The organism is Ideonella sp., from assembly GCF_044358605.1.
Taxonomy (GTDB): Bacteria; Pseudomonadota; Gammaproteobacteria; order Burkholderiales; family Burkholderiaceae_C; genus Ideonella.
In genome coordinates this window covers 70,928-96,918 of the sequence record NZ_JBIKNQ010000009.1, presented here as the reverse complement: position 1 = coordinate 96,918, position 25,991 = coordinate 70,928, and the positions used below count along the sequence as shown (strand labels likewise).

Sequence of the window (25,991 nt, the reverse complement as noted above, 5' to 3'; positions counted from 1 at the left end):
GGCTACCAGCAGGTCTGCAGTGGCGCCGCAAGTCGTCACACTGTGGGCAAGTAGGGTCGCCAAGGGCTGGGCCCACTCACAGCCATCGTTGAACTTGAGCGATTGAATCAGGCGCGTCCAAGGATGGGCATAGTCCACGGCCACGACCGTCCGCGCAAAAGGCGGTGGGTTCAGCAGGCAGGCGCCACAACGCTGTACGCCCTCAGGCACGGCCAAGCCGCAGGTGCGGCAGCGCGGCTTCATTGGGGCATAACGTGCCACACAGGCGCTGCACAGCACTTGTGTAGACCAACAGGCGCACAGGGCGCAGCGCGTGGGGAAGTGACGTAGCAGCAGGGGCATGGCGCACCGTGACGACGACAATGCGAGGGCCTCAATATACTGCTGCGACATGTCTCTTTCTCGCTCTCCTGATGCCGCTGTGGCGCGTGTCGATGTGTTGGCTGCCGCGCGCCTGAAGCGTCGCTTGGCCCTGGCTGCTGATTCACCTTGGTTGCATCAGGAGGCGGCGTCGCGCATGGCGGAACGGCTGAGCTTCATCAAGCGTCAGCCCGCCTTGGTGTTGGATTGGTCACCTGATTCGCCGCAGTCGTCAGCCCCTCTGGGCAAAGCCTGCCCCCAGGCTCAGGTGCGCTATGTGCGCGAGGCTGAACCCGAAGTGGCGCCCGCTCCCTGGTGGCGGCGGCTGACTGGGTTTGAAGCGCGCGAGCGCTGGATGGCTCCGGCTGCGGCGGCCGGCATGCAGGCCCAATTGCTCTGGAGCAATATGGGGCTGCATCTGGAGCCTGATGCCTTGGCGCTGATGCGTCAGTGGCGCGCGGCCATGGCGGCCGACAGCTTTGTGATGTTCACAACTTTAGGGCCAGGCTCCCTGGCCAGCCTGCGTGGGCTCTACGCCGAGCTAGGCTGGGGCGAGCCCCATGCGCCTTTTACCGATATGCACGACTTGGGCGACATGCTCGTCGAGGCCGGTTTTGCGGACCCCGTGATGGACCAGGAGACCTTGACCTTGCACTATGCGACCCCGCAGGCCCTGCTCAAGGAATTGCGCGAGATGGGCATGAACCTCCATCCTGGCCGCTTTCCCGGCCTGCGGACTGGGGCTTGGTTGAGTCAGTTGATGGCGGCTTTGTCGCGCCAGGCCGATGCGAATGGCCGAATATCCCTGCAGTTAGAGTTGGTATACGGGCATGCGTTCAGGGCCGCAGATCGCGGGCCGACCCTATCAGCAGATACCCGCATCCCTCTCGGCGACATGAAATTGATGTTGCGCAAGCGTTCATAGGCCCAAGCGGAGCAGATAGAATTTCCCGATTGATATCTATCAGGTAAGCAGGTCTCCAGAGCGTGGTTTGCACTCACTCCCTCAGGGTTTCTCTTGGGGAAGTACGCTCCAAGACGTGGCGAAAATCCCTACCGCTGACTCGGGGTTTGGCGCTGGCGCATTGGCATGCCTGCGATTGATGTTTATCACGGCTTTGAGTCGTGTTTATGCCGAACAGCGGCCAATCACCGGCCAGTGCCGGATGGGTCTAGAAACCAACTGACGACAACGATGATGATGACAACACTGCAAAAGCGTATCGCCAGTGGCGCGATGGCCATCGCTGCCACCTTGGCCGGTGGGGCGGCGTGGGCGGTCAATGACCTGCCTGGTGGCCCGGCCGTCAATCAGTTGGACTTGCACCCTCCTGTGACGCAGATCGCAAGCGACGTGCACTCTTTGCACTACTGGCTGATGGTGGTCTGCGTGATCATCTTTGTGCTGGTTTTCGGGGTGATGTTCTATTCCATCCTCAAACATCGCAAGTCTTTGGGGCACAAGCCGGCCAACTTCCATGAAAGCGTAACGGTCGAAATTCTCTGGACCATCGTGCCCTTCCTCATCGTGACGGCCATGGGCTTTGCGGCCACCAAGACGGTGGTGCAGCAAAAAGACACCAGCAATGCCGACATGACCATCAAGGCCACTGGCTATCAGTGGAAATGGGGTTACGACTACCTCAAAGGTGAGGGCGAAGGCATCAGCTTCTTGTCTGCCCTGGACCCGACCCAGCGTGAACAATCCGATGCGGGCAAGCCCCAGGGCGATAACTACCTGCTCAAGGTGGACAACCCCTTGGTCGTGCCGGTCGACAAAAAGATCCGCATCATCACCACCGCCAATGACGTGATTCACGCCTGGATGGTTCCTGCCTTCGCCGTCAAACAAGATGCGATCCCCGGCTTTGTGCGTGACACTTGGTTCAAAGCCCAGAAGACTGGCGACTTCTACGGTCAATGCGCCGAGCTGTGCGGCAAGGAGCACGCCTACATGCCCATCCATGTGAGGGTGTTGTCGGCCGAGGATTACTCGAAGTGGGTCGATGCTGAAAAGAAGAAGATGGCAGCCAAGGCGGATGACCCCAACAAGGTCTGGACGCAAGAGGCCTTGATGGCGCGCGGTGAGAAGGTTTATGCCGCCAACTGCGCGGTCTGCCACAAGGCCGATGGCAAGGGCGCGGGTCCCATCAAGGGGCTGGACGCTTCAGCGAATGTCCTGGATGCCGACAAAACAAAGCAACTGGCTGTCTTGCTGAACGGTCAGAACAATGGTGCCATGCCAGCTTGGAAGCAACTGTCAGACACCGAGATTGCGGCCGTGATCACTTACACCAAGAATTCTTGGAGTAACAAGACCGGCCAAGTCATGCAGCCTTCTGAAGTGGCTGCGGCTCGCAAGTGATCACCCCCTGGAAATCTGAAGAGGAAACGTCATGAGTGCTGTTCTCGACCACCACGGGGCTCACGGTCACGACCATGATCACCACGATCATGGGGCCCCGCACGGCTGGCGCCGCTGGGTCTATGCGACCAATCACAAAGACATCGGTACGCTGTACCTGCTGTTCGCCTTCACCATGTTGATGATTGGCGGTGTGCTGGCCTTGTTCATTCGCCTTGAACTGTTCCAGCCGGGCTTGCAGTATTTCAACCCTGAGCAATTCAACCAGTTCACGACCATGCATGGTCTGATCATGGTGTTCGGCGCCATCATGCCGGCCTTTGTGGGCTTCGCCAACTGGATGATCCCGCTGCAGATCGGGGCCTCCGACATGGCCTTTGCGCGCATGAACAACTTCAGCTTCTGGCTGATGATTCCTGCTGCGCTGATGCTGGTGGCCTCCTTCTTCATGCCTGGTGGTGCACCGGCCGCCGGCTGGACCTTGTACGCGCCGCTGACCCTACAAATGGGTCCGTCTATGGATGCGGGCATTTTTGCGATGCACATCCTGGGCGCCTCCTCCATCATGGGTTCGATCAACATCATCGTGACGGTGTTGAACATGCGCGCACCTGGCATGACCTTGATGAAGATGCCCCTGTTCGCCTGGACATGGTTGATCACCGCCTACCTGCTGATTGCCGTGATGCCAGTGCTGGCGGGTGCGATCACCATGACGCTGACGGATCGCCACTTCGGTACCAATTTCTTCAACCCAGCGGGTGGTGGCGACCCGATCATGTACCAGCACATCTTCTGGTTCTTCGGTCACCCCGAGGTGTACATCATGATCTTGCCGGCCTTCGGCATCGTCAGCGCCATCATCCCGGCCTTCGCCCGCAAGAAGCTGTTTGGCTACACCTCCATGGTGTACGCCACCTCGTCGATTGCTATCCTGTCCTTCATCGTTTGGGCGCACCACATGTACACCACCGGCATGCCGGTGACGGGCCAGTTGTTCTTCATGTACGCCACCATGCTGATCGCCGTGCCAACTGGCGTGAAGATCTTCAACTGGGTGGCGACCATGTGGAAGGGCTCAATGACCTTTGAGACCCCGATGCTGTGGGCCGTGGGCTTCATCTTCGTGTTCTCGATGGGCGGCTTCACTGGCCTGATTCTGTCGATGGCCCCTGTGGATCAGCAGCTCCAAGATACCTATTACGTCGTGGCCCATTTCCACTATGTCTTGGTGGCAGGCTCTCTGTTTGCGCTGTTTGCTGGCGTTTACTACTGGGGCCCGAAGTGGACAGGGGTGATGTACTCGGAACTCCGCGGCAAGATTCACTTCTGGGGCTCCTTGATTTTCTTCAACATCACCTTCTTCCCCATGCACTTCTTGGGTCTGGCTGGCATGCCGCGTCGCTATGCCGACTACCCCATGCAGTTCGCTGACTTCAATGCGCTGGCCTCCATTGGTGCCTTCGGCTTTGGCTTCATGCAGGTGTACTTCTTTGTCTTCGTCGTGTTGCCCATGATGATGGGCAAGGGCGAGAAGGCACCTCAGAAGCCGTGGGAAGGCGCAGAAGGCCTGGAGTGGGAAGTGCCTTCGCCCGCACCGTTCCATACCTTCGAGAACCCGCCGAAGTTGGATGTGACCGCCACCAAGGTCATCGGCTGAACCACGTAACCCCAAAGTCCTCACACCATGCGCCCCTCTCCAGAACAGCGTCGTGCCAATTTCCGCTTGGCCCTGATCTTGGCGACGGTGGCTTTGGTGTTGGGCTTAGGCTTCGTGGCCAAGATCGCCCTGTACGGTTCACCCTGACCGGCATGGCCCTTTCGGAACGCAAGACATGACTGGATTCCTGTCGCGGCGCAAGGCCAACCTTCAGATGGTGGGCAAGTTGTGCGTCGTCGTGGCCATGATGTTTGGGTTTGGCTATGCCCTGGTGCCGCTGTATCAGCACATCTGTGAGGCACTGGGTATCAATGTGTTGACCTTGTCCGAAAGTGGCGGCGTCGCGCGAGGTGCTAGGCCAGAGAACACGCAGGTGGATAGACAGCGCACCATCACGGTGGAGTTTGATGCGAATGCGCGAGGACCGTGGGAGTTCAAGCCTGCTGTCAATGCGGTCACCGTGCACCCGGGTGAGTTGGCGACGGTGATGTATGAGTTCCAGAACATGCAAAACCGCACCATGGCAGCGCAGGCGATTCCCAGCTACGCGCCCCATCAGGCGGCTCCGCATTTCTACAAGGTAGAGTGCTTTTGCTTCAATGAGTACACCTTGTCGGCAGGCGAGAAAAAGCAATGGCCTGTGGTCTTTTATATAGACCCCAAGATCTCCAAGGACGTGACCACGATCACGCTGTCCTATACCTTTTTTGAAGTCGGCGGCAAAACACCGCCGGCGCCGACGGGGAAAACGGCGGCAGTGAGCACGGCCCCTGAGGTGCGTCTGTGAATGAACCCAGAGACGATCTTCAACAGGCGGTGGCCCGCAAGGGCAGCTTTTTGGGGACTCTGCGAGCCGTGGCGTGGTCCTTCTTTGGGGTGCGCCGAAGTGCCGACCATGCGCAGGATGTAGCCCGACTGAATCCGATTCACGTCATCATCGCTGGCATCTTGGGCGCAGTGCTGTTTGTCGTGTCGATCATTGTTTTGGTGAATTGGATCGTAGGCAGCGGAGTTGCCGCTTGAGGCGACATGCTTGGACTACGATTTTTCAGTGTTTTTAGGTGACGAGGAGAGCGAGAACCATGTCCGCAGTCAGCAACCACGGCGGGACGCCGTATTACTTTGTTCCGGGGCCTTCCCGCCACCCCGCGATGGCCGCGTTCGGCTTGTTCTTCGTGATCTTGGGCGCTGGGCAATGGATCAACGGTGCCGCTTGGGGTGCCTATTCCTTAGCTGTAGGCATGATCATTTGGCTCGTGACCCTCTATCAATGGTTTGGCGACGCCATTCGCGAGAGTGAAGGAGGGCAGTACTCAGAACGTATTGACGTGTCCTTCCGCTGGAGCATGAGTTGGTTCATCTTCTCGGAGGTGATGTTCTTTGCGGCCTTCTTTGGCGCGCTGTACTGGGCGCGAGTGCATTCGGTGCCCATGCTGGGCAACATCGACCATCAGTTGCTGTGGCCAGATTTCAAAGCCATCTGGCCCAGCGCCGCTGCTGGAGCGACAGCTTCTCCTGCGGGCACCGTGGACGCTTTCACGACCATGGGTCCTTGGCCCATTCCGACCATCAACACCGCGCTGTTGTTGACCTCGGGCGTCACCTTGACCATTGCCCACCATGCGCTCTTGGCCGACAAGCGCAGCAAGACCATCTTTTGGATGTGGATCACCGTGCTGCTGGGCGTGGTTTTCATGGGCTTCCAGGTCTATGAATACATGCACGCCTACAACGACCTGAACCTGAAGCTGACATCAGGCATCTACGGCTCGACCTTTTTCCTGCTGACTGGCTTCCACGGCTTCCACGTGTTCGTGGGCATGTTGATGCTGTTGTTCATTACCCTGCGGCTGACCAAAGGCCATTTCAACTCCAAGAACCACTTCGGCTTTGAAGGTGCGGCTTGGTACTGGCACTTCGTGGACGTGGTCTGGTTGGGCCTCTACCTGATCGTCTACTGGATGTAAGGCCAAGGCACCGCTGGGTGGTGCCGCCCCAAAAAAACGCCGCGTAGTCACGCGGCGTTTTTAATGGTGGCCCCTCACTGTCCGGTGGGGATGCCGGTGGGACGAATCCATCCCATCCAATACGAAAACAGCACAAACAGGAAAAGGCAGACCGACAGACCTACGCGCATGGCAAGCGCCCAAGCCATGCGGCTGTCGCGCCCAGTGGCGTCTGTAGGACGCCTGCGCAACATGAACAAGCCGCCGCCTGCGAGAGCCGCCACAATGGCGATCAGAGCCAACACAATCAAGGTCTTCATGGGCAGTCATTATTCCACCGCAAAGGCCTCCGCATGATGGGAATGCCCTCCCGCCCCCTGAGCACCAGCAGCATCTTGGTGGCACTGGCTGCGGTGGTGATGATGCTGATCACCGCTCGCATGGGTTTGTGGCAGTTAGACCGTGCGCAGCAAAAGCTCGCGCTTCAAGCGGCGATTGAGTCGCAGGCAAAGGCATCGCCTCTCAGTGCCGCCCTCTTGCCCGACAACGAAGCTGATGCGCAAGCGCAGTGGCATCGCCCTGTGACATTGCGGGGGCGCTGGCAGCCAGCAGCCACGGTATTCTTGGACAACCGCCAAATGAGAGGGCGTCCGGGATTTTTTGTGATGACGCCCTTGATCCTGCCCGATGGGACAGCCGTTTTGGTGCAACGCGGATGGGTCCCCAGAGATCAATTGGACCGCACCCGATTGCCAGATGTGCCGACTCCGGCACAGGACACCGACATCCAGGGGCGAATGGCCCCCTGGCCGTCGCGGCTGACGCAGCTTGGTGAGGACACTCCCGGCGTGATCCGGCAAAATCTCGACGCTCAGGAATACGCTCGCGAAATGGCGTTGACCCTGAGACCGTTTTCCGTGCAGCAGACCGCCGGCCCTCAAGGCGATGGCCTGTTGCGCGATTGGCCCGTCCCCGCAGTGGACGTTCACAAACACTACGGCTATGCCGGCCAGTGGTTCACCTTCTGCGCCATGATCGCAGGCCTCTATGTCTGGTTCCAAATCATCCGCCCCCGACGCCGCCGATCACCTCACTGAAGCGGTGGCCCTGACCGTTCATGATGTGGAGCCCCCCACATTGCCGCGACCAGGCCGGGGGCGCCTGACTCTGCTGTTGGTGTTGCTGGCCTGCGCCGCGCCGGTCATCGTCTCCTACTTCTTTTATTACGTGGTCAGGCCAGAGCCCAGAAACAACTACGCGACCCTGATCCAGCCGACGCGGACCCTGCCAGCGGGCTTGCCCCTGAAGACCTTGCAAGGTGAGGCGGTGGCTCCGAAGTCACTCAAGGGGCAGTGGCTGCTGACGGTGGTGTCGTCGGGCGCATGCGATGCGCAGTGCGAAGCGCGGCTTTATGAGCAGCGCCAACTGCGCGAGATGATGGGCCGCGAAAGGGATCGCGTCGAGAAACTCTGGCTGATCATCGACGATGCGCCGGTCCCTCCGGCCGTGTTGGCCGCGATGCAGGCGCAACCGCCGGTCACGGTATTGCGCGTGCCGGCCGCTGACTTGCAGGCTTGGCTGACCACTGAAGCTGGCAAAGCGTTCAATGAGCATCTGTTTTTGATCGACCCTATGGGCGAATGGATGATGCGCACCCCAGCCCAGCCGGACCCGATGCGCTTCAAGAAGGATATGGCCCGCTTGCTCAAGGCCTCGGCCTTCTGGGATAGGGCGGGTCGGCAGCCATGAGCTGGCAGAGCATGGATGCGCTGACCTGGGCAAGATTGCTCGGCCTGGTGCTTCTCATGGCGGCCGTGCCGCTGGCCTGGATTTGGGCGCGCAAACCGGGCGCTTCCAGGGCGCAGCGGCTCGTGGCTCTCACGTCGCTGACCTTGTTTCTGACCTTTGACTTGATTGTCTTTGGGGCGTTCACACGCCTATCTGACTCTGGCTTAGGCTGCCCCGATTGGCCCGGGTGTTATGGCGAGGTCAGCCCGCTGGCTGCTCGCGACGACATTCATGCAGCCCAAACAGCCCAGCCCACCGGGCCCGTGACTTGGAGCAAGGCGTGGATCGAGATGATTCATCGCTACTTGGCCATGCTGGTGGGGGCACTGATTGTGGTGATGACGGCACTGGCATGGATGGAGCGTCGCCGCTTGCAACTCAGCCCCTGGTGGCCCACCGCAACCCTGGTCTGGGTGCTGATCCAAGGCCTGTTTGGCAAGTACACCGTGGTGCTGAAGCTCTACCCGGCCATCGTCACCCTGCATCTCTTGGGTGGCGCGGTGCTGCTCGCATTGCTGGTGCGGCAGCGTGAGGCCTACCGGGGTCGTTCGCTGCGCTTGTCACCGGGACTCAGGCCGTGGGTACCTCTGAGTCTCTTGGTGGTCATGCTGCAGATAGCCCTAGGCGGATGGGTCAGCACCAACTATGCGGTGCTGGCTTGCCAAGGCTTTCCCACCTGCAATGGACAATGGTGGCCGCAGATGGACTTTGCCGCCGGCTTCCAGATTCTGCGAGAGTTAGGGCGTACGGCCGACGGCGGCTTTTTGCCCAGCACCGCACTGGTGGCCATCCATTGGGTGCATCGTTTGTTTGCCTTGGTGGTCGTGGCTATGCTGCTGGGCCTGGCCTGGGCACTGCGCCGAGCACCAGATACTCGCCCATGGGCCGTCGCCCTGGTGGCGCTCTTGGTGTGGCAAGTTGGCAGTGGCATGGCCAATGTGGTCCTGCAATGGCCCTTGTTGGCGGCCTTGATGCATACCTCAGGCGCAGCCGCCCTGGTGGGTGTACTCACTGCCTTGTGGGTGCGCTGCCGCGCAGCACCTTTTTTAATCCGACCTGATGTGCAAACAGGATCGCTGCAACCTGTGCACAGCCTGCCATGACGACCTCTGCTGTCTCTCCTTCGCCCGTGCTGTCGCGCTGGGCCCAGTACTACGCGTTGACCAAGCCCCGGGTGGTGCAACTCATTGTCTTTTGTGCCGTGATCGGCATGTTGCTGGCCACGCCGGGACTGCCGGATTGGCGGGTGCTGTTGTCGGCAACCGTCGGCATCTGGCTGGTGGCCGGCGCTGCGGCAGCCTTCAATTGCCTGATCGAAGAAGCCATCGACAAGCGCATGAAGCGCACCGCCTGGCGCCCTACCGCTAAGGGCGACGTGCCCCGTGCATTGACGCTGACCTTTTCGGCAGTCTTGTGCAGCTTGGGCTGCATCATCCTGGCACTGGGCACCAACATGCTTACCATGTGGCTGACCTTGGCCACTTTTGTCGGTTACGCCATTGTGTACACCGTGGTGCTCAAGCCGCTGACGCCGCAGAACATCGTCATCGGTGGGGCGTCGGGAGCCATGCCACCGGTGCTGGGTTGGGCAGCAGTGCGGGGCGATGCTGGGCCTGAGGCCTGGCTCTTATGCCTCATCATCTTCTTGTGGACGCCGCCCCACTTCTGGGCGCTGGCGCTCTATCGGGCCGAAGACTATCGTCAATCTGGCCTGCCCATGCTGCCCGTCACGCACGGCTCCGAGTTCACCCGCTTGCACGTGTTCCTCTACACCATCGTGCTGTTCGCGGGCACCTTGCTGCCCTTTGTCTACGGCATGAGCGGCTGGATCTATTTGGTCAGCGCGGTGCTGCTCGGCCTGGGCTTCATGGCTTACGCCTTCAAGCTGTGGCGACACTACTCAGATGCCCTGGCTCGTGCGACGTTTCGCTTTTCGATCTGGCACCTCTCGCTGCTGTTCGCAGCCTTACTGGTCGACCACTACCTCAGCCCTCGGCTGTATTGAGCGGGAAGTTCAAAATGAGACGATTGATGTTGTGTGCAGCCCTGGCAGCAGGGGCCAGTATGCTGTTGGGCTGCGATGGCAGCAAGCCCGCTGCGGCGGCGGGCGGTGGTTTCAAGGGGGTGGACATCACGGGCGCCGAGTATGCACGTGAGCTTTCATTGCCAGACACCTCGGGGCAAATGCGCTCCTTGGCCGACTTCAAAGGCAAAGTCGTGGTGGTCTTCTTCGGCTTCACCCAGTGTCCTGATGTCTGCCCAACCACCTTGGCGGAGTTGGCGGAGGTGCGCAAGCAGCTAGGCGCTGATGGGGCCAAAGTACAGTCTATTTTTGTGAGTGTGGACCCTGAGCGCGATACGGCTGAACTGCTCAAAGAATACGTTCAAAACTTTGGCGCCGACAACATTGCGCTGCGCGGCACGCCAGAGCAAACCGCTGCAATGGCTAAGGAGTTCAAGGTCTTCTATGCCAAGGTGCCCGGCAAGACGGAAACCAGCTACACCGTGGACCACACGGCGGCCTCCTTCTTGTATGACCCGCAAGGCCGGGTGCGCGTCTATAGCCGCTATGGCAGCGGCCCCGAGGCGCTGGGCCACGACATCAAGCGCCTGCTCTCAGGCGCTTGACGGTCTGACGATCAGGCCGGCACCAAGGCCTTGCGCATCTTCTTCAGGGCGGCCACTTCGATCTGGCGGATGCGCTCAGCGCTGACACCGTACTCGGCCGCCAACTCATGCAAGGTCATGCCGCCGCTGCTGTCGTCATTGACCTTGAGCCAACGCTCTTCCACCACCCGGCGGCTGCGCTCGTCCAGCACGTCCAAGGCGCGCTGGATGCCGTCGCCCGACAACTCGTCGCGTGCGCGAGCTTCCAACACCCGGGTCGGTTCCTGGGATACATCGGACAGATAGGCAATCGGGGCGAAGGTCTCTTCGCCTTCGTCGCTCTGGGGCTCCAGCGCGACATCACCGCCCGCCATGCGGGTCTCCATCTCGATGACTTCTTCGGGCTTGACGTTCAAGCCCTGCGCCACTTGTGCGACCTCGTCGGCCGACAAGCTGCTGCGGTGGGTGTCGCCGTCCAGCGCGTCACCCTTGAAGCCTTGCTTGAGCGAGCGCAGGTTGAAGAACAGCTTGCGCTGGGACTTGGTGGTGGCCACCTTGACCATGCGCCAGTTCTTCAAGATGTACTCGTGGATCTCGGCCTTGATCCAGTGCAGGGCGTAGCTGACCAGCCGCACACCTTGCTCAGGGTCGAAGCGCTTGACGGCCTTCATCAGGCCCACATTGCCTTCTTGGATCAGGTCACCTTGCGGCAGGCCGTAGCCCACGTACTGGCGCGAGACCGACACCACCAAGCGCAGGTGCGACAAGACCAAGCGACCGGCTGAGGCCAGATCGCCATGGTCGCGCAACTGGCGGCCGAGGCTGAGCTCTTCGTCAGGCGTCAACAAAGGGATGCGATTCACGGCGCTGATGTAGGCGTCCAAGTTGCCGATCGACGGCACCATGGCCCAGGGGTCGCGCACCGAGAGGGCGTTGGGGCTGAAAGAGGTGTTCATCGTGACGATAGAGTCCGTGTGACCGAATTGGTTCCATCAATATTAGCACTCTCCCGAAAGGAGTGCTAAGGGGAGGTCAAGCCGCGCGTAGAGGGTTCGAGCAATTGATCCAACTGGGCTAAAAATGTGCCGATATCCAGTGGTTTGGTGACGTAATCGGTGGCGCCTTCGCGAAAAGCCTGCTCGATGCTGACCGTGGTGGCGTCGGCGGACACCATCATCACCGGAATGTCTCGCGTGCTCGGGTTTGCCCTGAGGGCCTGCAGGATCGCCAGACCATCCATATCCGGCAACTGCATGTCGAGCAGCACCAAATCGGGCAATTCGCTCAAGATGGTCGCCAAACCCATCTGGCCGGTTTCCGCAATGCTCAGCGTGACCTGCGGGCGCCGCGACAGCACGCCCTTCATCACCTCGGCATTGGTTTCGTTGTCCTCCACATAGACGACCCGTTTGGCCGCATAGCTTTCTTGCGTGCTCAAGCCGCTTCGGCTGCTTGGTATATGGCCTCGTGGCGCCCGTGCCTCAGGCAGTGTCAGCGTGAAAATGGAGCCTTGTTGGTTTTGGCTGCTGGCCACCAAGGTGCCGCCCATCAACTCCGCCAGGCGACGGCTGATCACCAGGCCCAGCCCCGTCCCCTCAATGCTGGAGTGCTCTCGCCCGGCACGATTGAAGGGTTGGAACAGCCCAGCAAGTTGCTCTGGGCTCAGCCCTAGGCCACTGTCATGCACGCGGATCTCGACCTGCCCAGGCGCGCCACGGCGCACCTCGCAGCGTACGAGGCCTTGGGCGCGGTTGTACTTCACCGCGTTACTACACAGGTTGGTCAGGATTTGCTTGACCCGTGTCCTGTCTCCCAGCACATGAAGTGGCCCGTGGGGGAATTCCTTCAGCAACTCGATGCCCTGGTTTTCCGCAGCGGGCTGCACCATGGACAAGCACTCAGTCAGCATATCGGCCAGCGGCACGGCCGTAGGCTCCAACTTCATGTGGCCCGACTCAATGCGCGTCAGATCCAGCATGTCGTCAATCATGTGCAGCAAGTGCCATCCGGCGTGCTGTACCTGGGCTGCCCGCTCCGCTTGTCGGGGGGACAAAGGAGGCTGCTTGTCCAGTGCGAGCAGTTGGGTGAACCCCAAAATCGCATTCAGCGGCGTCCGTAGTTCATGGCTCATGCGCGACAAAAAGTCACTCTTGGCGCGGCTGGCCGTTTCAGCGTGCTCTCGGGCACGCTCGGCATCGGCCAGCTTCAGGTGCTCGGTAATGTCTTCAAAAACACCCACCAAACGCCACACCTCGCCTTGCGGATTGCGCAGGGCCGTCAAGCCCATCTGCATCCACACCACCTGACCATCCGATCGCATCAGCCGCAGGCGCTGACGCACCGAGCCTGTCGGGTCGCGTCGAATCCGTCGGATCAGGGCATCCAGTGCTTGCCGATCGGAGGGGTGAGCCAAGGCGCCCAGAGAGCGCGTGTGCAGCTCGATCGCCTCAAATCCCAGTTGGAGCCGCAGTTGGGGATTGGCCTCGCGGATGCCGCCCGCCACGTCGGCATACACAATGCCCAGCGGCACGTGGTCCAGGATGTTGCGAATGCGCTCTTCGCTTTCCCTGAGCGCTGCTTCTGTGCGCTGGCGCTCCTCGACCTCGCGGCTCAAATCGGCCGTGCGCTCCGCCACCGCCTGCTCGACCCGCCGAGCTCGCCCTGTGATGGTCAGCAACAAGGCGCTAAGCATGGCCACCGCGACCAAGCCGACCACGGAAAAGAACCACAAGCTCCAGCGTTGGGCGCCAGGTAGGCTCTGGCTGCTTGCGCTGATTCGCAACTCCCACAGTCGGTTGGCAAACTCAATGCGGCGGGGCAGCACATGATCGGCTGGGGCGGCGCTTTCGCACCCCAGCGGTCCCGCCAAGCGAGCTCGTCCAATCACCGGGCTGACATCCACCAGACACAAGTTCAGATAGGCCGGAACTATGCCCATCAAGGCGGTCACTGCCGCGTCGGTTTGCAGCGTCACAAACACCACGCCACGCACCTCAGGGCTGGCCAATGCCTGCCCGCCGCGGCTGGGGTTGTCCGTGACCAGACGATAGATGACCACGCCGGTTTCATCGCCTTTGGCTTGGGTCAGGCGAAAGGCCGCGCTGGCCGCTGGGGCGTCTGTCGCCAAGCTCTGAAAAATGGCGTTGCGCGCGGCAGGTGCTGACAGTGAATTCACCCCCAACGCAGCCGCATTGGTGCTCATCGGTTGTATGTGACGGATGGCCAGCACCTCCGCCTCGTCCCGCGTCAAGGCTTGCCCGTCCGGCCGTTCGAAGAACTTGAAGTCAGGCAGGCCATCCGCCCGGGCCTCAGCTTCAAAGGCCGAAATCTGAGAGCGGGTGACGCGCTGCGCAAAGCCCATGGCCTGCAGGCCATTGTGGGCAGCCAGCCAAGGCCGCGTCGAGGCTTCCATCTTGGCTGTGCTGACCTTGTCTGCCACCACGAACAAGCCGCGCAAGGCATCTAAGGCATGCAAGGGCTCATGCAAGCCGGACTCCACCGCGTTGGCCAGTTGAGAGGCATCGCGGTTGAACTGATCAATACGGCGCTGCTCTTCCCCCTTGGCCATCAGCAAGGTGGCGATCACCAATACGGTAGTCACCGCGATCAAGGGCAGGCCCACCGTTAAGCGCCGACTCGCCCACAGAGATCGGGGGGTGCCGATCACCGTCAGGGCTACTGGGGTCGCAATGAGCACGCCCAGGGTGTCGCCTGACCACCAGGTCAGCCAAGTGGCGTACATGGCCTCTTCTGAAACGGCGCCTGTAGTGCGCAGCAGCAGCGTGGCGAAGCTGGCGTTGAGTAAGCAGGCCAAGGGCCCTCCAAGCAGACCCAGGGCCAGTGCCTCGCGAGGTTCGTCCAGCGCCAACTCGCCTTTGACGTGGCGCCTAACCCACCATGCCCCGAGTGCCCCCTGGAGCGCAGCCCCCACGCCAATGCCGGCGGCCGTCAGCAGTGCTTGCGCATCGTTGAGCATGCGCAGATCGCCCAGCGGACCATTGACCACCAGAGAGCCGACGAAGACCGCCGGCACCATTCGCCAGCCGTAGATCAGGATGGCTGCTAAGGCGACACCTGCCGCCGGGAAGAGCGGCGCTGCGAACGCTGGAGGAACGGCCAGCCAGAGCGCCAGCTTGCCTGCTGCACCGTAGACCAAGGCGGTCAGGACAAAGGGCAGCAGCCAAGAGGAGCGGTGGGTGGTAGAGGGCATGCGATAGATGGCGACAGCCGCCGTGCCAATGGGACAGCGCAGACCTGACTATCGCACCAAGATGGGACCTTCGTGCGCGCAAACAACAGATCAAGGCCAGTCAATTTGAGTCACTCCAGGCCAAAGCTGCCTCGTAGGTCCTGTCCCGGCCCCTCAAGCTTAGGAGTCAGGCGTCGATAAGACAGGCTATTGCGGCTCTGTTCCATTTCCCGCCATGAAAAAGCTTCCCTTCCTCAGTCAGGTGCTGGCGCTCGCCGCTGTGTCTGCAGCCATCAACTCCGCCTGGGCGTCAGAGGCCGCACCCGCCAAGGCCCCCGTCGCCGCCCGGGCTGCGCCTGCCCAGGTCGCCAAGCCAGCAGCCAGTCCAGAGTCTATGGATGCATTGCGGCAAAAGCTGGCCGAGCGGCTGGGGGCAACGCAGCCGCCTGAGGTGAAACATCCGAATGTGATGCGAGTCACCAATCCGGCAGCGCATGCGGACGCTCAGGTGGCCACCCCCAAACCTGCGCATGCGCCTGCAGCTCAGAGCGGTGGCCATGCGCCCGTGAAGAAGCGCAGCGCACCCGCCGCCAAAGAAGCGGCTCACGGTAGTGCAAGCCACGGCGGCGCTGCTGGACACGCTGCGCATTGGGCCTACCAAGGCCCGGGTGGCCCGGAGGTGTGGGGTCAGTTGAAGCCCGAGTTCTCCAAGTGCGCGACCGGCCAGCGTCAAAGCCCAATCGACATCCGCAGTGGCATCCAGGTTCAGTTAGAGGCGATCGAGTTCGACTACCAGCCCACCGGCTTCTCGGTGATCGACAACGGCCACACGGTGCAGGTCAATCTGCCCCCAGGCAACGCCATCACCGTGATGGGGCGGCGCTATGACCTGCTGCAGTTCCACTTTCATCGGCCTTCTGAGGAACGCATCAACGGACGCCAGTTCGACATGGTGGCCCATCTGGTTCACAAAGATGCCGAAGGGCGTTTGGCGGTGGTGGCCGTGCTGCTAGATCGCGGTGCTTCACAGCCGGTGATCCAGAACGTCTGGAATGCTTTGCCGCTGGAAAAGGGCGAGGAGCAGGCCGCGCCGTCGGTGATCGACCTCAAGCGCCTGCTGCCTGAAGACAAGCGCTACTTCACCTATATGGGCTCGCTGACCACACCACCTTGCAATGAAGGCGTGCTTTGGATGGTGATGAAAACGCCGGTCAACATCTCGCCTGAGCAGATCAATATCTTTGCGCGTCTCTACCCCATGAATGCGCGCCCCATCCAGCAGGTCTCTGGCCGCTTGATCAAAGAGTCCAACTGAGGGCTGTCCCATGGGCGGCCTGAGCGATCTCGCCCGGGCGCTCATCGGCTGGGCCGCGTTGAGTTGGGCCCAAGGCCTGCAGGCCCAGTGTGAGCTCCGCTCGGCGCCGCCATCATCCACGCCAGGGGAGCTACAGACCCTGACGCTCAGTCAGATCCAAGGCGCGCAGAACCGCAGCCCTTGGGCAGGCCAGTGGGTGCGCAGCGCTGGCGTCGTCACCTTGGTGGTGCCGGGTGGCGCGTACATTCAAGACCCTGTCGGCGACGGCGACCCCCGAACGTCTGATGCCGCTTACGTGCCGCTCAAAGCCGGGCATGGCTGGCGCGCGGGGCAATGGTGGCAATTCACTGCAAGGGTCGAAGAATGGACTGTAGCTGGGGGCTCACAGACCGGCCCACGGCCTACGCGGACCGTATTGACGCTGCCGCGTGAACTGACGCTGTGGGCTGAAGGTTGCTCGGTTCAAGCCCCCCTCTTGGAGCTGCCCCAGCGGGCAGCGCTTCAGCCGGGTGCCCTGGAGAGCATGTGGGTGGAGGTGGCCGGGCCGCTGACCGTGGGCCAAGTGCTGCACACCTCAGCCGGAGCCCGGCACTGGGTGTCAGCTGGGCCGCGCGACCGAGCGGCCACCGACCAAGTGAGGCCCGGCCGCGCAGCCCAGGAGCATGCGGCTCAGGCTGCCGCCCGCCGCATCACTGTCAGCCTAGACGCCGAAACTGAGGTGCTTTCGTCCCAAGACCCGGCCGGCCCCAGGCCTTGGCGTGGCGGGCAGGTGCTGGCGACGCTGCGGGGTGTGCAGGACAGCCGCGTTGGCCCTGCCTCGGGTGCCGCCCTGCGCCTCATCGCCACTCACATCGGCCTGGCGGCGCCAGAGGAGGGGCGCCCACCGCCGCCACCGCCCCCACAGCCCAGCCACCTTCGTGCCGCAGGGGTCAACCTCCACAACTTCTTCACCAGCTTGGGCGCGGCCCAGGCTGATGTGCTGCAAGACGGGGACGACGAAGAGCCCACAGGCTGCCGCCAAGGCCATCAGCAAGCTTGGCGCTGGTGCCGAGGCGCCCCAGATTGGGCCGACTACCAGCGACAGCGCGATAAGCTGGTGGACTTGCTGCTGGCCCTGCAGGCCGATGTGGTGGGTGTGATGGAGGTGCAGAACAACCAGGGGCGCGCTCTGCAGGCCTTGGTGGAGGCGCTGAATGCCCGGGTGAGCGAGCCGCAATGGGCGGCGGTGGCCCCTTCGCCAGACGGCGGGGGCGAGGATGCCGTTGCGCTGGGCTTGCTTTACCGACCTGCCCGCTTGAGCCCGGTGGGGCTTGCCCGCAATGACACGCGGGCAGTCCATCACCGACCGCCTTTGGCCCAAACTTTTCGCACGGCGCAAGGGGCGGAGCTGTTGGTGGTGGTGAATCACTTCAAGTCCCGCCAATGCCTGCGCGCCAAGGGGGCAGACCAGGATCAGCAGGATGGCCAGGGCTGCTTTAACCATCGACGCAGGCTTCAAGCCCAAGCCCTGCATCGCTTTGTGGAAGACCTCCAGCGCCACGGTGCCCCCGGGGCTGCGCTGCTGTTGGGAGACTTCAATGCCCACACCTACGAGGCGCCGCTGACGGAGTTGGGCGACCTCGGATGGCAAGACATACTGTCCCGCCATGCGCCCGGAGTGTGGAGCTATGTGTGGGCCGGGCAGGCGGGCCGGCTGGACCATGTGCTGGCCTCGCCGTCGCTGGCCCCGGCCGTCATAGCGGCGGGGTCGTGGCCCGCCAATGCGGACGAACCTCCGCAGTCGGCTCGGCGGCCTGGGCCATGGCGTGCCTCAGACCACGACCCGGTCTGGGTTGATCTGGACCTGCCACCAAACCAGCACTGACCGCGGGTTGCAAGTGCCGCGCCGGGAGGCGCGGGTGGCCGATGTCGGGGGCTTAAGGGCCTCTGCACAACCAGTTGGGTAGCCCAAGGGCGGTCCAAGGACATGCTCAGGGCTTGCCCCAATTGCTCAAAGTTCACTTGCGGAGTCGCGTGCAAGTCCTTGCTTTTAAAGGATTTTCACTTGCGAATGCGCTTGTAAGTAGTTGATTTCATTGGGTTTTTTTGGTCGTTAACGTTGACCGGGGTGTGAAACGCCGGTACAGTGCAGATTAGTGCATTGGAGTGGGTTTTTGTGTCTAAGACGGGCTTTTTCGGTGCGGCATCGCTGACCCTCGACGGGAAGGGGCGCTTGACCGTGCCTGCGCGCCACCGCGAAACCCTGCAGACCGAAGCCAAAAGCCAGTTGGCCATCACCAAGCACCCGGACGGCTGCCTGCTTGTCTTCCCGCAGCCCGTGTGGGAGCCTTTCCGCGACCGCGTCGCCGCCCTGCCCATGGAGGCCTTGGCCTGGAAGCGTGTGTTCCTGGGCTTTGTCAGCGAAGTCGAGATCGACGGCGCCTCTCGGGTGCTGATCGACCCCGTGCTGCGGGCCTATGCCGGCCTGCAGCGCGATGTGCTGCTGATGGGCATTGGCTCGCACTTTGAGTTGTGGGATGCAGGCCGCTATGCCGAGCGCGAGCAGCAAGTCATCGCCCAACCCATGCCAGACGCCATCAAGGGGTTCACCTACTGATGGATGCGCCTGCCTTCATTCACACCACGGTCTTGCTGGAGGAAACGGTTGACGCCGTTTTCACCAGCCCCGATGGCACCTATGTCGATGGCACCTTTGGCCGGGGCGGTCATTCGCGCGCCCTGCTGGCCAAGCTGGGGCCACAAGGCCGCCTGATTGCCTTTGACAAAGACCCGGCCGCCATTGCGGCAGCCCAAAGTGGCCCAGACGCTATCACCGACCCGCGCTTTCAGATCTGCCACACCTCGTTTGCCAATGCCGTAGAGGCCTTGGCCGAGATTGGGGTGCATCAGGTGGACGGGGTGATGCTGGACCTGGGCGTGTCTTCACCCCAAATCGACGATCCAGAGCGTGGCTTCAGCTTCCGTTTCGACGGCCCGCTGGACATGCGCATGGACACCACCCGTGGCGAGACCGCTGCGGAATTCCTAGCCCGCGCCGATGAGCGCCTTATTGCACAGGTGATTCGCGACTATGGGGAAGAACGGTTTGCTGTATCGATTTCAAAGGCGATTGTTGCTCGCAGGGCGAGTGGGAACCCGCCTCGAACCACAGCTGAATTGGCCCAGCTCGTGGCTGGCGCGGTCAAAACCCGCGAGGCAGGCCAGAACCCTGCAACGCGCACATTTCAGGCTCTACGGATTCTCGTCAATGCCGAGCTTGAAGAGCTCGAGCAGGGGCTGAAGGCGGCGCTGGCGCTGTTGGCGCCGGGCGGGCATTTGGCGGTGATCAGCTTTCACTCGCTGGAAGACCGCATCGTTAAGACCTTCATCGCCCATGAAAGCCGCGAAGAGATCGATCGCCGTGCGCCCTTTGCGCCGCCCAGCCGCGCCTTGCGCTTGGCGCCTTTGGGGCGCATCAAACCCAGCGAGGGCGAGGTGCGGGGCAATCCGCGTTCGCGCTCGGCCGTGTTGCGGGTGGCTGAGCGCATGCGCAGCGCGCTGGAGGAGGGCGCATGACGCGGCTGTCCACCTTGTTGTTGATCGCCTTGGTGGCCAGTGGCTTGTACCTCGTCAAGGTGAGCTATGAAGCTCGGCGCTTGTTCGTTGACTTGGAACGTGCCAAGGCGGAAGAGCAGCAGCTGGAGGCGGATGAACGGCGCCTGGAGGCTGAACGACGTACAGCGGCTACCCACTTGCGGGTGGAGCGCGTGGCGCGTGACAAGTTGAACATGCGCCAGGCCACCGCAGAAACCACGGTGTATGTGGCGGAGTTGCCCGCTTCGGGGGCATCTCGGTGAAGGCCTTGCGGCCCCAGGCGGGCGTCAGTCAATCGGTCAGAGGGGTGAACTACTCCAGCAGCCCGCTGCTGGCCTCTAAAACGCCGCCGTGGCGCAGCCGCTTCCTGGTGTTTCTGGTCGGCGTTGCATTTGCCGTCTTGGTGGGGCGTGCTTTGTATGTGCAGGTTTGGGCGTCCAGCTTCTTCATGAAGAAGGGCGAGGAGCGTTATGCCGCCACCCTGACTTTGCCTGCCAGCCGCGGGCGTATCTTGGACCGCAATGGCCAAATTTTGGCCATCAGCGTCAATGCTCCGACCTTGGCCATCAATCCTCGGCACTTCAATCCCACGCCAGAGCAAAAGCGTGCGCTGCTGGCTTTGTTGAAGGTCAAGGCGCAAGATTTCGACAGCAAGGTGGCAGATGGCGGCGCCTATGTGGTGATTCGCCGTCAAATGGACGATGGCATTGCGCAGCAGGTCAGGGCCTTGCGCATCAAGGGCGTGCAAATCGAGCCGGGTTACATGCGCCGGTATCCCGAGAGCGAAGCAGCAGCCCATGTGGTGGGCTTCACCGACATCGAGGACAAGGGCCAGGAAGGCATTGAGTATTCCTTCCAGAGCGCTTTGCAGGGCCACCGCGGCTCTCGCGGCGTGGTCAAGGACCGGCTCGGTCGTGTGGTGGAAGAGTTGGGCGAGGCGGTCGACCCCCGCGACGGCAGCGATGTGCAGCTGACCATTGACTCCAAGATCCAGGCACTGGCCTATCAGCGCATTCGCGATGCCGTGCAGGAGCACAAAGCCAAGGCGGGCAGCATCGTGGTGCTGGATGCCCAGACGGGCGAGGTCTTGGCACTGGCCAACTACCCTAGCTTTGTGCCTGGCGAGCGTCGCGGCCTGAGCGGCGGTCAGTTGAGGAACCGGGCCATCACCGATGTTTTCGAACCTGGCTCCACGGTCAAGCCCTTTGTCGTGTCTTTGGCCTTGGATCAAGGCTTGATCAAGCCCGGACAGATTCTTGAGACGTCGCCGTTCAGGGTGGGGCCTCTGCTGGTCAATGACGGCAACCATGGCCGCCCGTCTATGTCCATTGCCCAGGTGGTGCAGAAGTCCAGCAATGTCGGCACGGTTCACATCGCCCAGCGTTTGGAGAACCGTGACATGGGTGAGATGTTTGCTGCCTTGGGGTTTGGCAGCAAGCCGCAGATCGGCTTCCCTGGCACAGCCACAGGCAAGCTGCGCTCTTGGAAAAGCTGGAAGCCCGTGGAGAAGGCCACCATGAGCTATGGCTATGGCCTGTCTGCATCGCTGCTGCAGATTGCGCGGGCCTACACCGCGATTGCGCGCGATGGCGAACTGGCGCCGCTGACTTTGATCAAGGGCCAACCTTCTCAACCGGGTGCCCGTGTGTTCAAGCCCGAGACCGCCCGTGCGATGCGTGACATGTTGCGTGGCACGGTCAGCCCCGAAGGCACAGCGCCTAAGGCACAGCCCCTCGGTTACTCGGCAGGCGGCAAGACGGGTACCGCTGAAAAGCTCGAAGGCAAGGGCTACAACAGCGAGAAGCACCGCGCTTGGTTTGCCGGCATTTCACCCATCGAGAACCCCCGTGTGGTGGTGGCAGTGATGGTGGACGAGCCCGCAGGGGTTTACTTCGGGGGGCTGGTGGCGGCGCCCGTCTTCAAGACGGTGGTGGAACAAACTTTGCGCACCATGGGCGTGGCCCCCGACATCGACATCAAGCCGCAGGTCGTTGCGCAAGCCGCAACGCCCAGCGTGCCAAAGGAAACGCGCCAATGAAGCGCCAACACTGCAAGGCCCTCTGGGGCAACTTTACACAGTGGCCTGGGAGGGCCAGACCATGGCGCTGACACGTCTGAAGAGCCCGGCTGCAGCGGCCCGCTGGTTGTCCTCGTGGGTGACGGGTGAGCTGCGCACCGACAGCCGCAAGGTCCAGCCCGGTGATGCCTTCATTGCTTGGCCGGGCTATGCCACCGATGGCAGGCACTATGCGATGCAGGCTCTGCAAGCTGGCGCGACCACCGTGCTGGTGGAAGCCGAGGGCGTGGAGGCCTTTGGCTTTGAAGATGCACGCATCGCTGCCTTGCCCGCACTCAAGGCGGGCACCGGCGCGATTGCCGACGCCTACTACGGCCACCCCAGCCAAAGCCTGAAGCTGGTGGCGACCACCGGCACCAATGGCAAGACCTCCACCGCGTGGTGGACGGCGCAAACCCTGAGCCTGCTGGGCCAGCCTTGCGGCGTGGTAGGCACCCTGGGCATTGGCCAGCCTCCCGCACCCGATGGCAGCTTGCCGCCAGAAGGGGCGATTGAGTTCACCGGTTTGACCACGCCGGACCCCGTCGTGCTGCAGGCTGGATTTGCACGCATGGTGGCGCGCGGCGTGCAGGCCTGTGCCATCGAAGCGTCTTCCATCGGCATCGTCGAGCAGCGCCTGGCTGGCACATCGCTGGACGTGGCCTTGTTCACCAACTTCACCCAAGATCACCTTGACTACCACGGTGATATGGCCGCCTACTGGGCTGCCAAACGTGAGTTGTTTGCTTGGCCAGGCCTGCGCGCAGCCTGCATCAATGTGGATGACGCTCAGGGCGCATTGCTGGCCGCTGAATTGGCCTCTGAGAGCCTCGATGTCTGGACGGTGTCGGTCGGTGGCCCTGCACGCCTGTCAGCTCAAAACCTGCGTTACTTGCCCGAAGGCGTGTGCTTTGACGTTCATGAAGCCGACGAGCGCGCCACGCTCAGAACGGGCCTCATTGGCGACTACAACGTCAGCAATCTGCTGGTGGTCATCGCGGGCTTGCGGGCCTTGGGCCATGGCTTGGCCGAGATCGCCGCTGCCGCCAGCCAAGTGACCCCTGTTCCCGGGCGCATGCAACGCGTGGTGGTGGCCGGCGGCCCTGAGGTGGTGGTGGACTATGCCCACACCCCCGACGCACTGGACAAAGCCCTGTCCGCCCTCCGGGCCATGGCCACGGCGCGCGGCGGACACCTGCGCTGCGTGTTCGGCTGCGGCGGCGACCGCGACCCCGCCAAGCGTCCGCTGATGGGTGAGATCGCCGCGCGGCTGGCCGATGCCGTGATCGCCACCAGCGACAACCCGCGCAGCGAATCGCCCCAAGCCATCCTGGACCAGATCACCGCTGGCGTGCCCGGCGGCGCATCGCACTCTTCTTGGCGCGTGATGAGCGATCGCCGCGACGCCATCGCCACCGCTGTGGGCGAAGCTGACCCCCGCGACGTGGTGCTGATCGCCGGCAAAGGCCATGAAGATTACCAAGAGATCCAGGGTGTGAAACATCGCTTCTTGGATGCTGAAGTGGCCGAGCGGGCCTTGAGCGCCCGCCGCAGCGGAGGGGCCGCCTGATGATGACCTTGGCCCAAGCCCAGCGCTTGATCCCAGGCGCAACTTTGGTGGGAACTGCGGAGCAGGTCTTCAGCCGTGTGCACACCGATACCCGCAGCTTGCAAGCGGGGGACCTGTTCGTCGCACTGCGGGGTGAGCGCTTCGATGCCAATGATTTCTTGGCCACCGCCAAAGCCCAGGGCGCCAGTGCTGCCCTGGCGGAGCGCGGTTTGCAAGAAGCTGGCTTGCCCGGGCTGCAAGTGCCAGACGCCCTGCGGGCGCTGCAGCAGTTGGCCGCGGGCTGGCGTGCACAGCATCGCTTGCCCGTGATCGCGGTGACAGGCAGCAACGGCAAGACCACCGTCACGCAAATGGTGGCCAGCATCTTGCGTGCGGCCGTGGGCGATGCGGCCTTGGCCACAGCGGGCAACTTCAATAACCACATTGGCGTGCCCTTGACCTTGCTGCGATTGGGCGCCACGCACCAGTTGGCCGTGGTCGAGTTGGGCATGAACCACCCGGGCGAGATTGCCGAGCTGGCGGCCATGGCGCAGCCCACCGTGGCCATCGTCAATAACGCACAGCGTGAGCACCAGGAGTTCATGCACACCGTGGAGGCTGTGGCGCAAGAAAACGGCAGCGTCTTGAGCGCCTTACCGGCGGACGGTGTGGCGGTGTTCCCTGCGGATGATGTCTACGCACCCCTGTGGGTGGCGCTGTCTGCAGGCCGCCGCATGATGCGCTTTGCCCTGCAGGGCGACGCCGACGCTGAAGTGCAGGGCCAAGCGCAGTGGTTGGTGGATCACTGGCAAGTGGCCATGAATACGCCACAGGGCTCAGCGTCTTTCAGCCTGCGCATTGCCGGTGCTCACAATGTCAAGAATGCCCTGGCCGCCAGCGCTGCCGCCCTGGCGGCCGGTGTGGCGCTGGCCGATGTGGTCAAGGGTTTGGAGCAGTTCTCGCCCGTCACGGGCCGCTCGCAAGTCAAACCCTTGGTGCGTGAGGGCCAGGCTCTGACGCTGGTGGACGACACCTACAACGCCAACCCCGATTCGGTGCGTGCAGCCATCCAGGTGCTGGCCGCCTTGACTGCGCCACGCCTGTTGATCTTGGGCGATATGGGTGAGGTGGGTGACCAAGGCCCGCAGTTCCATGCCGAGGTGGGCGCACAGGCTGCGGCGGCTGGCTTGGAGCAAGTGTGGTGCGCGGGCACCCTGATGGCGCATGCAGCTCAGGCCTGCCCGGGTGCTCGCCACTTTGAGAACACGGCCAGCTTGCTGCAGGCCCTGGCAGAGCTGAAGCCCTTTGCCTCGGTCTTGGTCAAGGGTTCACGATTCATGAAGATGGAGCAGGTGGTGGCGGCTTTGCAAGGCGCCCATCCTGCTCAAGGAGCCGCTCATGCTGCTTAGTCTGGCTCAATGGCTGCAAGGCCTCTATCCCGAGCAATTCGGTTTCCTGCGGGTCTTCCAGTACTTGACCTTCCGGGCTGTGCTCGCAGCCATGACGGCCTTGCTGATCGGCTTGGCCTTCGGGCCTTGGGTGATACGGCGCTTGACGGAGTTGAAGATCGGTCAACCCATTCGCGAGTACGGTGTGCAGAGCCACCTGGCCAAGCGCGGCACGCCCACCATGGGCGGCGCCTTGGTCTTGATCGGCATTGGGGTCTCGACCCTGCTCTGGAGCGATTGGAGCAATCGCTTTGTGTGGATCGTGATGATCGTGACCTTTGGCTTCGGTGCCATTGGCTGGACCGACGACTGGCGCAAAGTCGTGCTCAAAGACCCTGAGGGCATGCGCTCGCGTGAGAAGTTTTTTTGGCAGTCGCTGATCGGCATCATCGCGGCCATCTACCTCGCCTTTGCGGTGTCAGAGAACTCCAATCTGCGCGTCATTGAGCTGTTCTTCAGTTGGGTGCAGAGCGGCTTCTCCAACGACCTGCCGCCTAAAGCCGACTTGATGGTGCCCTTCTTCAAGACCATCAGCTATCCGCTGGGCGTGTTTGGCTTCATGGCGCTGACCTACTTTGTCATCGTGGGGGCCAGCAATGCCGTGAACCTGACCGATGGCCTGGACGGCCTGGCCATCATGCCGGTGGTCTTGGTGGCCTCGGCCTTGGGCATCTTTGCCTATGTGACCGGCAATGCGGTGTACTCCAAGTACTTGCTGTTTCCCTTCATCCCGGGTGCGGGTGAGCTGATGATTTTCTGCTCCGCCATTGCTGGTGCGGGCTTGGCCTTTCTCTGGTTCAACGCACACCCTGCCCAAGTGTTCATGGGCGATGTGGGGGCTTTGGCCTTGGGGGGCGCCTTGGGCACGGTCGCGGTGATCACACGTCAAGAGATTTTGCTCGGCGTGATGGGCGGTGTGTTTGTGGCTGAGGCCTTGTCGGTGATGCTGCAGGTCTCCTACTTCAAATACACCAAGAAGAAATACGGTGAAGGCCGTCGCATCTTGAAGATGGCCCCGCTGCACCACCACTTCGAAAAATCGGGTTGGAACGAAACCCAGGTCGTCATCCGCTTTTGGATCATCACCATGCTGCTGTGCCTGATTGGCCTAGCCAGCTTGAAATTGCGTTAAGCC

At 62.2% G+C, this 25,991-nt stretch carries 25 protein-coding genes; 21 read left to right on the top strand and 4 right to left on the bottom strand.

Annotated features, from left to right (window positions below; all coding sequences use genetic code 11):
- Nucleotides 1-342 (bottom strand): double zinc ribbon domain-containing protein (locus ACIQ3Q_RS05320; RefSeq protein WP_396267964.1); only part of this gene is annotated, 342 nt, incomplete at its 3' end.
- A 49-nt stretch (nt 343-391) separates the two neighbouring features.
- Here ACIQ3Q_RS05320 and ACIQ3Q_RS05315 point away from each other — a divergent pair.
- The 7 genes from ACIQ3Q_RS05315 to ACIQ3Q_RS05285 all read left to right on the top strand — a co-directional run bounded on the left by ACIQ3Q_RS05315 (nt 392) and on the right by ACIQ3Q_RS05285 (nt 6,352).
- Nucleotides 392-1,285 (top strand): biotin synthase, encoded by an 894-nt coding sequence (locus tag ACIQ3Q_RS05315; protein WP_396267963.1) that lies wholly within the window; start codon nt 392-394, stop codon nt 1,283-1,285.
- Nucleotides 1,286-1,561: 276 nt separating this feature from the next.
- A complete protein-coding gene (coxB, locus tag ACIQ3Q_RS05310) occupies nt 1,562-2,725 on the top strand; it encodes a cytochrome c oxidase subunit II (RefSeq protein ID WP_396267962.1) in 1,164 nt (387 codons plus the stop codon).
- Between the two features lie 31 nt (nt 2,726-2,756).
- Complete coding sequence (ctaD, locus tag ACIQ3Q_RS05305; protein WP_396267961.1) at nt 2,757-4,385, top strand: cytochrome c oxidase subunit I; 1,629 nt, start codon at nt 2,757-2,759, stop codon at nt 4,383-4,385.
- Between the two features lie 27 nt (nt 4,386-4,412).
- Nucleotides 4,413-4,532, top strand: a complete 120-nt coding sequence (locus tag ACIQ3Q_RS05300) for a cytochrome oxidase small assembly protein (RefSeq protein ID WP_396267959.1) — start codon at nt 4,413-4,415, stop codon at nt 4,530-4,532.
- Nucleotides 4,533-4,572: 40 nt separating this feature from the next.
- Nucleotides 4,573-5,172, top strand: a complete 600-nt coding sequence (locus tag ACIQ3Q_RS05295; protein ID WP_396267967.1) for a cytochrome c oxidase assembly protein — start codon at nt 4,573-4,575, stop codon at nt 5,170-5,172.
- A complete protein-coding gene (locus ACIQ3Q_RS05290) occupies nt 5,169-5,408 on the top strand; it encodes a DUF2970 domain-containing protein (RefSeq protein WP_396267958.1) in 240 nt (79 codons plus the stop codon). The genes ACIQ3Q_RS05295 and ACIQ3Q_RS05290 overlap by 4 nt, the downstream gene beginning before the upstream one ends.
- A gap of 59 nt (nt 5,409-5,467) precedes the next feature.
- Complete coding sequence (locus ACIQ3Q_RS05285; RefSeq protein ID WP_396267957.1) at nt 5,468-6,352, top strand: cytochrome c oxidase subunit 3; 885 nt, start codon at nt 5,468-5,470, stop codon at nt 6,350-6,352.
- A gap of 74 nt (nt 6,353-6,426) precedes the next feature.
- On the opposite strand, the gene ACIQ3Q_RS05280 is transcribed toward ACIQ3Q_RS05285, so the two are convergent.
- Nucleotides 6,427-6,651: a twin transmembrane helix small protein gene (locus ACIQ3Q_RS05280; RefSeq protein WP_396267956.1), complete on the bottom strand. Its 225-nt coding sequence runs from the start codon at nt 6,649-6,651 to the stop codon at nt 6,427-6,429.
- A gap of 36 nt (nt 6,652-6,687) precedes the next feature.
- Here ACIQ3Q_RS05280 and ACIQ3Q_RS05275 point away from each other — a divergent pair, with 36 nt between their 5' ends.
- From ACIQ3Q_RS05275 to ACIQ3Q_RS05255, 5 genes are read left to right on the top strand one after another with little or no spacing between them, the layout of a single operon-like run.
- Nucleotides 6,688-7,428, top strand: coding sequence for an SURF1 family protein (locus ACIQ3Q_RS05275; RefSeq protein ID WP_396267955.1), 741 nt, complete (start codon nt 6,688-6,690; stop codon nt 7,426-7,428).
- Nucleotides 7,379-8,080, top strand: coding sequence for an SCO family protein (locus tag ACIQ3Q_RS05270; protein ID WP_396267954.1), 702 nt, complete (start codon nt 7,379-7,381; stop codon nt 8,078-8,080). The genes ACIQ3Q_RS05275 and ACIQ3Q_RS05270 overlap by 50 nt, the downstream gene beginning before the upstream one ends.
- Nucleotides 8,077-9,222: a heme A synthase gene (locus tag ACIQ3Q_RS05265; RefSeq protein WP_396267953.1), complete on the top strand. Its 1,146-nt coding sequence runs from the start codon at nt 8,077-8,079 to the stop codon at nt 9,220-9,222. Before ACIQ3Q_RS05270 ends, ACIQ3Q_RS05265 begins: the two co-directional genes overlap by 4 nt.
- Nucleotides 9,219-10,124, top strand: a complete 906-nt coding sequence (gene cyoE, locus ACIQ3Q_RS05260) for a heme o synthase (RefSeq protein WP_396267952.1) — start codon at nt 9,219-9,221, stop codon at nt 10,122-10,124. Before ACIQ3Q_RS05265 ends, cyoE begins: the two co-directional genes overlap by 4 nt.
- Nucleotides 10,125-10,138: 14 nt before the next feature.
- A complete protein-coding gene (locus tag ACIQ3Q_RS05255; RefSeq protein WP_396267951.1) occupies nt 10,139-10,747 on the top strand; it encodes an SCO family protein in 609 nt (202 codons plus the stop codon).
- An 11-nt stretch (nt 10,748-10,758) separates the two neighbouring features.
- Here ACIQ3Q_RS05255 and rpoH read toward each other — a convergent pair whose 3' ends face one another.
- Both rpoH and ACIQ3Q_RS05245 read right to left on the bottom strand, forming a co-directional pair.
- On the bottom strand, nt 10,759-11,682 hold the full coding sequence (gene rpoH / locus ACIQ3Q_RS05250; RefSeq protein WP_396267950.1) for an RNA polymerase sigma factor RpoH: 924 nt from the start codon (nt 11,680-11,682) through the stop codon (nt 10,759-10,761).
- 65 nt (nt 11,683-11,747) lie between these two features.
- Nucleotides 11,748-14,936, bottom strand: a complete 3,189-nt coding sequence (locus tag ACIQ3Q_RS05245) for a CHASE domain-containing protein (protein WP_396267949.1) — start codon at nt 14,934-14,936, stop codon at nt 11,748-11,750.
- A gap of 214 nt (nt 14,937-15,150) precedes the next feature.
- Between ACIQ3Q_RS05245 and ACIQ3Q_RS05240 the strand changes: the two genes are divergently transcribed.
- The 9 genes from ACIQ3Q_RS05240 (at nt 15,151) to mraY (ending at nt 25,988) form a co-directional block, all read left to right on the top strand.
- Nucleotides 15,151-16,230, top strand: coding sequence for a carbonic anhydrase (locus ACIQ3Q_RS05240; RefSeq protein WP_396267948.1), 1,080 nt, complete (start codon nt 15,151-15,153; stop codon nt 16,228-16,230).
- Nucleotides 16,231-16,240: 10 nt separating this feature from the next.
- Nucleotides 16,241-18,094 (top strand): ExeM/NucH family extracellular endonuclease, encoded by a 1,854-nt coding sequence (locus ACIQ3Q_RS05235; RefSeq protein WP_396267947.1) that lies wholly within the window; start codon nt 16,241-16,243, stop codon nt 18,092-18,094.
- Between the two features lie 291 nt (nt 18,095-18,385).
- Nucleotides 18,386-18,826, top strand: coding sequence for a division/cell wall cluster transcriptional repressor MraZ (locus tag ACIQ3Q_RS05230; protein ID WP_396267946.1), 441 nt, complete (start codon nt 18,386-18,388; stop codon nt 18,824-18,826).
- Nucleotides 18,826-19,785 carry a 16S rRNA (cytosine(1402)-N(4))-methyltransferase RsmH gene (gene rsmH / locus ACIQ3Q_RS05225; RefSeq protein WP_396267945.1) on the top strand — a complete coding sequence of 320 codons (960 nt, stop codon included), beginning with the start codon at nt 18,826-18,828 and terminating at the stop codon, nt 19,783-19,785. The genes ACIQ3Q_RS05230 and rsmH overlap by 1 nt, the downstream gene beginning before the upstream one ends.
- The gene (gene ftsL, locus ACIQ3Q_RS05220) at nt 19,782-20,066 is read left to right on the top strand and encodes a cell division protein FtsL (protein WP_396267944.1); all 285 of its coding nucleotides are present in this window, start codon (nt 19,782-19,784) and stop codon (nt 20,064-20,066) included. The genes rsmH and ftsL overlap by 4 nt, the downstream gene beginning before the upstream one ends.
- A 44-nt stretch (nt 20,067-20,110) precedes the next feature.
- The gene (locus tag ACIQ3Q_RS05215) at nt 20,111-21,841 is read left to right on the top strand and encodes a peptidoglycan D,D-transpeptidase FtsI family protein (RefSeq protein ID WP_396267943.1); all 1,731 of its coding nucleotides are present in this window, start codon (nt 20,111-20,113) and stop codon (nt 21,839-21,841) included.
- 61 nt (nt 21,842-21,902) lie between these two features.
- A complete protein-coding gene (locus ACIQ3Q_RS05210; RefSeq protein WP_396267942.1) occupies nt 21,903-23,429 on the top strand; it encodes a UDP-N-acetylmuramoyl-L-alanyl-D-glutamate--2,6-diaminopimelate ligase in 1,527 nt (508 codons plus the stop codon).
- Nucleotides 23,429-24,817 (top strand): UDP-N-acetylmuramoyl-tripeptide--D-alanyl-D-alanine ligase, encoded by a 1,389-nt coding sequence (gene murF / locus ACIQ3Q_RS05205; RefSeq protein WP_396267941.1) that lies wholly within the window; start codon nt 23,429-23,431, stop codon nt 24,815-24,817. The genes ACIQ3Q_RS05210 and murF overlap by 1 nt, the downstream gene beginning before the upstream one ends.
- Complete coding sequence (gene mraY / locus ACIQ3Q_RS05200) at nt 24,807-25,988, top strand: phospho-N-acetylmuramoyl-pentapeptide-transferase (protein ID WP_396267939.1); 1,182 nt, start codon at nt 24,807-24,809, stop codon at nt 25,986-25,988. The genes murF and mraY overlap by 11 nt, the downstream gene beginning before the upstream one ends.
- The last annotated feature ends 3 nt before the right edge of the window (nt 25,989-25,991 follow it).

Excerpts from the sequence above, each read along its gene's own strand:
- ACIQ3Q_RS05255 (WP_396267951.1), top strand. The coding sequence starts at position 10,139 with ATGAGACGATTGATGTTGTGTGCAGCCCTGGCAGCAGGGGCCAGTATG.
- ACIQ3Q_RS05265 (WP_396267953.1), top strand. The coding sequence starts at position 8,077 with ATGAGCTGGCAGAGCATGGATGCGCTGACCTGGGCAAGATTGCTCGGC.
- ACIQ3Q_RS05285 (WP_396267957.1), top strand. The coding sequence starts at position 5,468 with ATGTCCGCAGTCAGCAACCACGGCGGGACGCCGTATTACTTTGTTCCG.
- ACIQ3Q_RS05240 (WP_396267948.1), top strand. The coding sequence starts at position 15,151 with ATGAAAAAGCTTCCCTTCCTCAGTCAGGTGCTGGCGCTCGCCGCTGTG.
- ACIQ3Q_RS05235 (WP_396267947.1), top strand. The coding sequence starts at position 16,241 with ATGGGCGGCCTGAGCGATCTCGCCCGGGCGCTCATCGGCTGGGCCGCG.
- ACIQ3Q_RS05270 (WP_396267954.1), top strand. The coding sequence starts at position 7,379 with ATGTCTGGTTCCAAATCATCCGCCCCCGACGCCGCCGATCACCTCACT.
- ctaD (WP_396267961.1), top strand. The coding sequence starts at position 2,757 with ATGAGTGCTGTTCTCGACCACCACGGGGCTCACGGTCACGACCATGAT.
- rsmH (WP_396267945.1), top strand. The coding sequence starts at position 18,826 with ATGGATGCGCCTGCCTTCATTCACACCACGGTCTTGCTGGAGGAAACG.
- ACIQ3Q_RS05300 (WP_396267959.1), top strand. The coding sequence starts at position 4,413 with ATGCGCCCCTCTCCAGAACAGCGTCGTGCCAATTTCCGCTTGGCCCTG.
- rpoH (WP_396267950.1), bottom strand. The coding sequence starts at position 11,682 with ATGAACACCTCTTTCAGCCCCAACGCCCTCTCGGTGCGCGACCCCTGG.
- mraY (WP_396267939.1), top strand. The coding sequence starts at position 24,807 with ATGCTGCTTAGTCTGGCTCAATGGCTGCAAGGCCTCTATCCCGAGCAA.
- ACIQ3Q_RS05245 (WP_396267949.1), bottom strand. The coding sequence starts at position 14,936 with ATGCCCTCTACCACCCACCGCTCCTCTTGGCTGCTGCCCTTTGTCCTG.
- coxB (WP_396267962.1), top strand. The coding sequence starts at position 1,562 with ATGACAACACTGCAAAAGCGTATCGCCAGTGGCGCGATGGCCATCGCT.
- cyoE (WP_396267952.1), top strand. The coding sequence starts at position 9,219 with ATGACGACCTCTGCTGTCTCTCCTTCGCCCGTGCTGTCGCGCTGGGCC.
- murF (WP_396267941.1), top strand. The coding sequence starts at position 23,429 with ATGATGACCTTGGCCCAAGCCCAGCGCTTGATCCCAGGCGCAACTTTG.
- ACIQ3Q_RS05210 (WP_396267942.1), top strand. The coding sequence starts at position 21,903 with ATGGCGCTGACACGTCTGAAGAGCCCGGCTGCAGCGGCCCGCTGGTTG.
- ACIQ3Q_RS05315 (WP_396267963.1), top strand. The coding sequence starts at position 392 with ATGTCTCTTTCTCGCTCTCCTGATGCCGCTGTGGCGCGTGTCGATGTG.
- ftsL (WP_396267944.1), top strand. The coding sequence starts at position 19,782 with ATGACGCGGCTGTCCACCTTGTTGTTGATCGCCTTGGTGGCCAGTGGC.
- ACIQ3Q_RS05280 (WP_396267956.1), bottom strand. The coding sequence starts at position 6,651 with ATGAAGACCTTGATTGTGTTGGCTCTGATCGCCATTGTGGCGGCTCTC.
- ACIQ3Q_RS05275 (WP_396267955.1), top strand. The coding sequence starts at position 6,688 with ATGGGAATGCCCTCCCGCCCCCTGAGCACCAGCAGCATCTTGGTGGCA.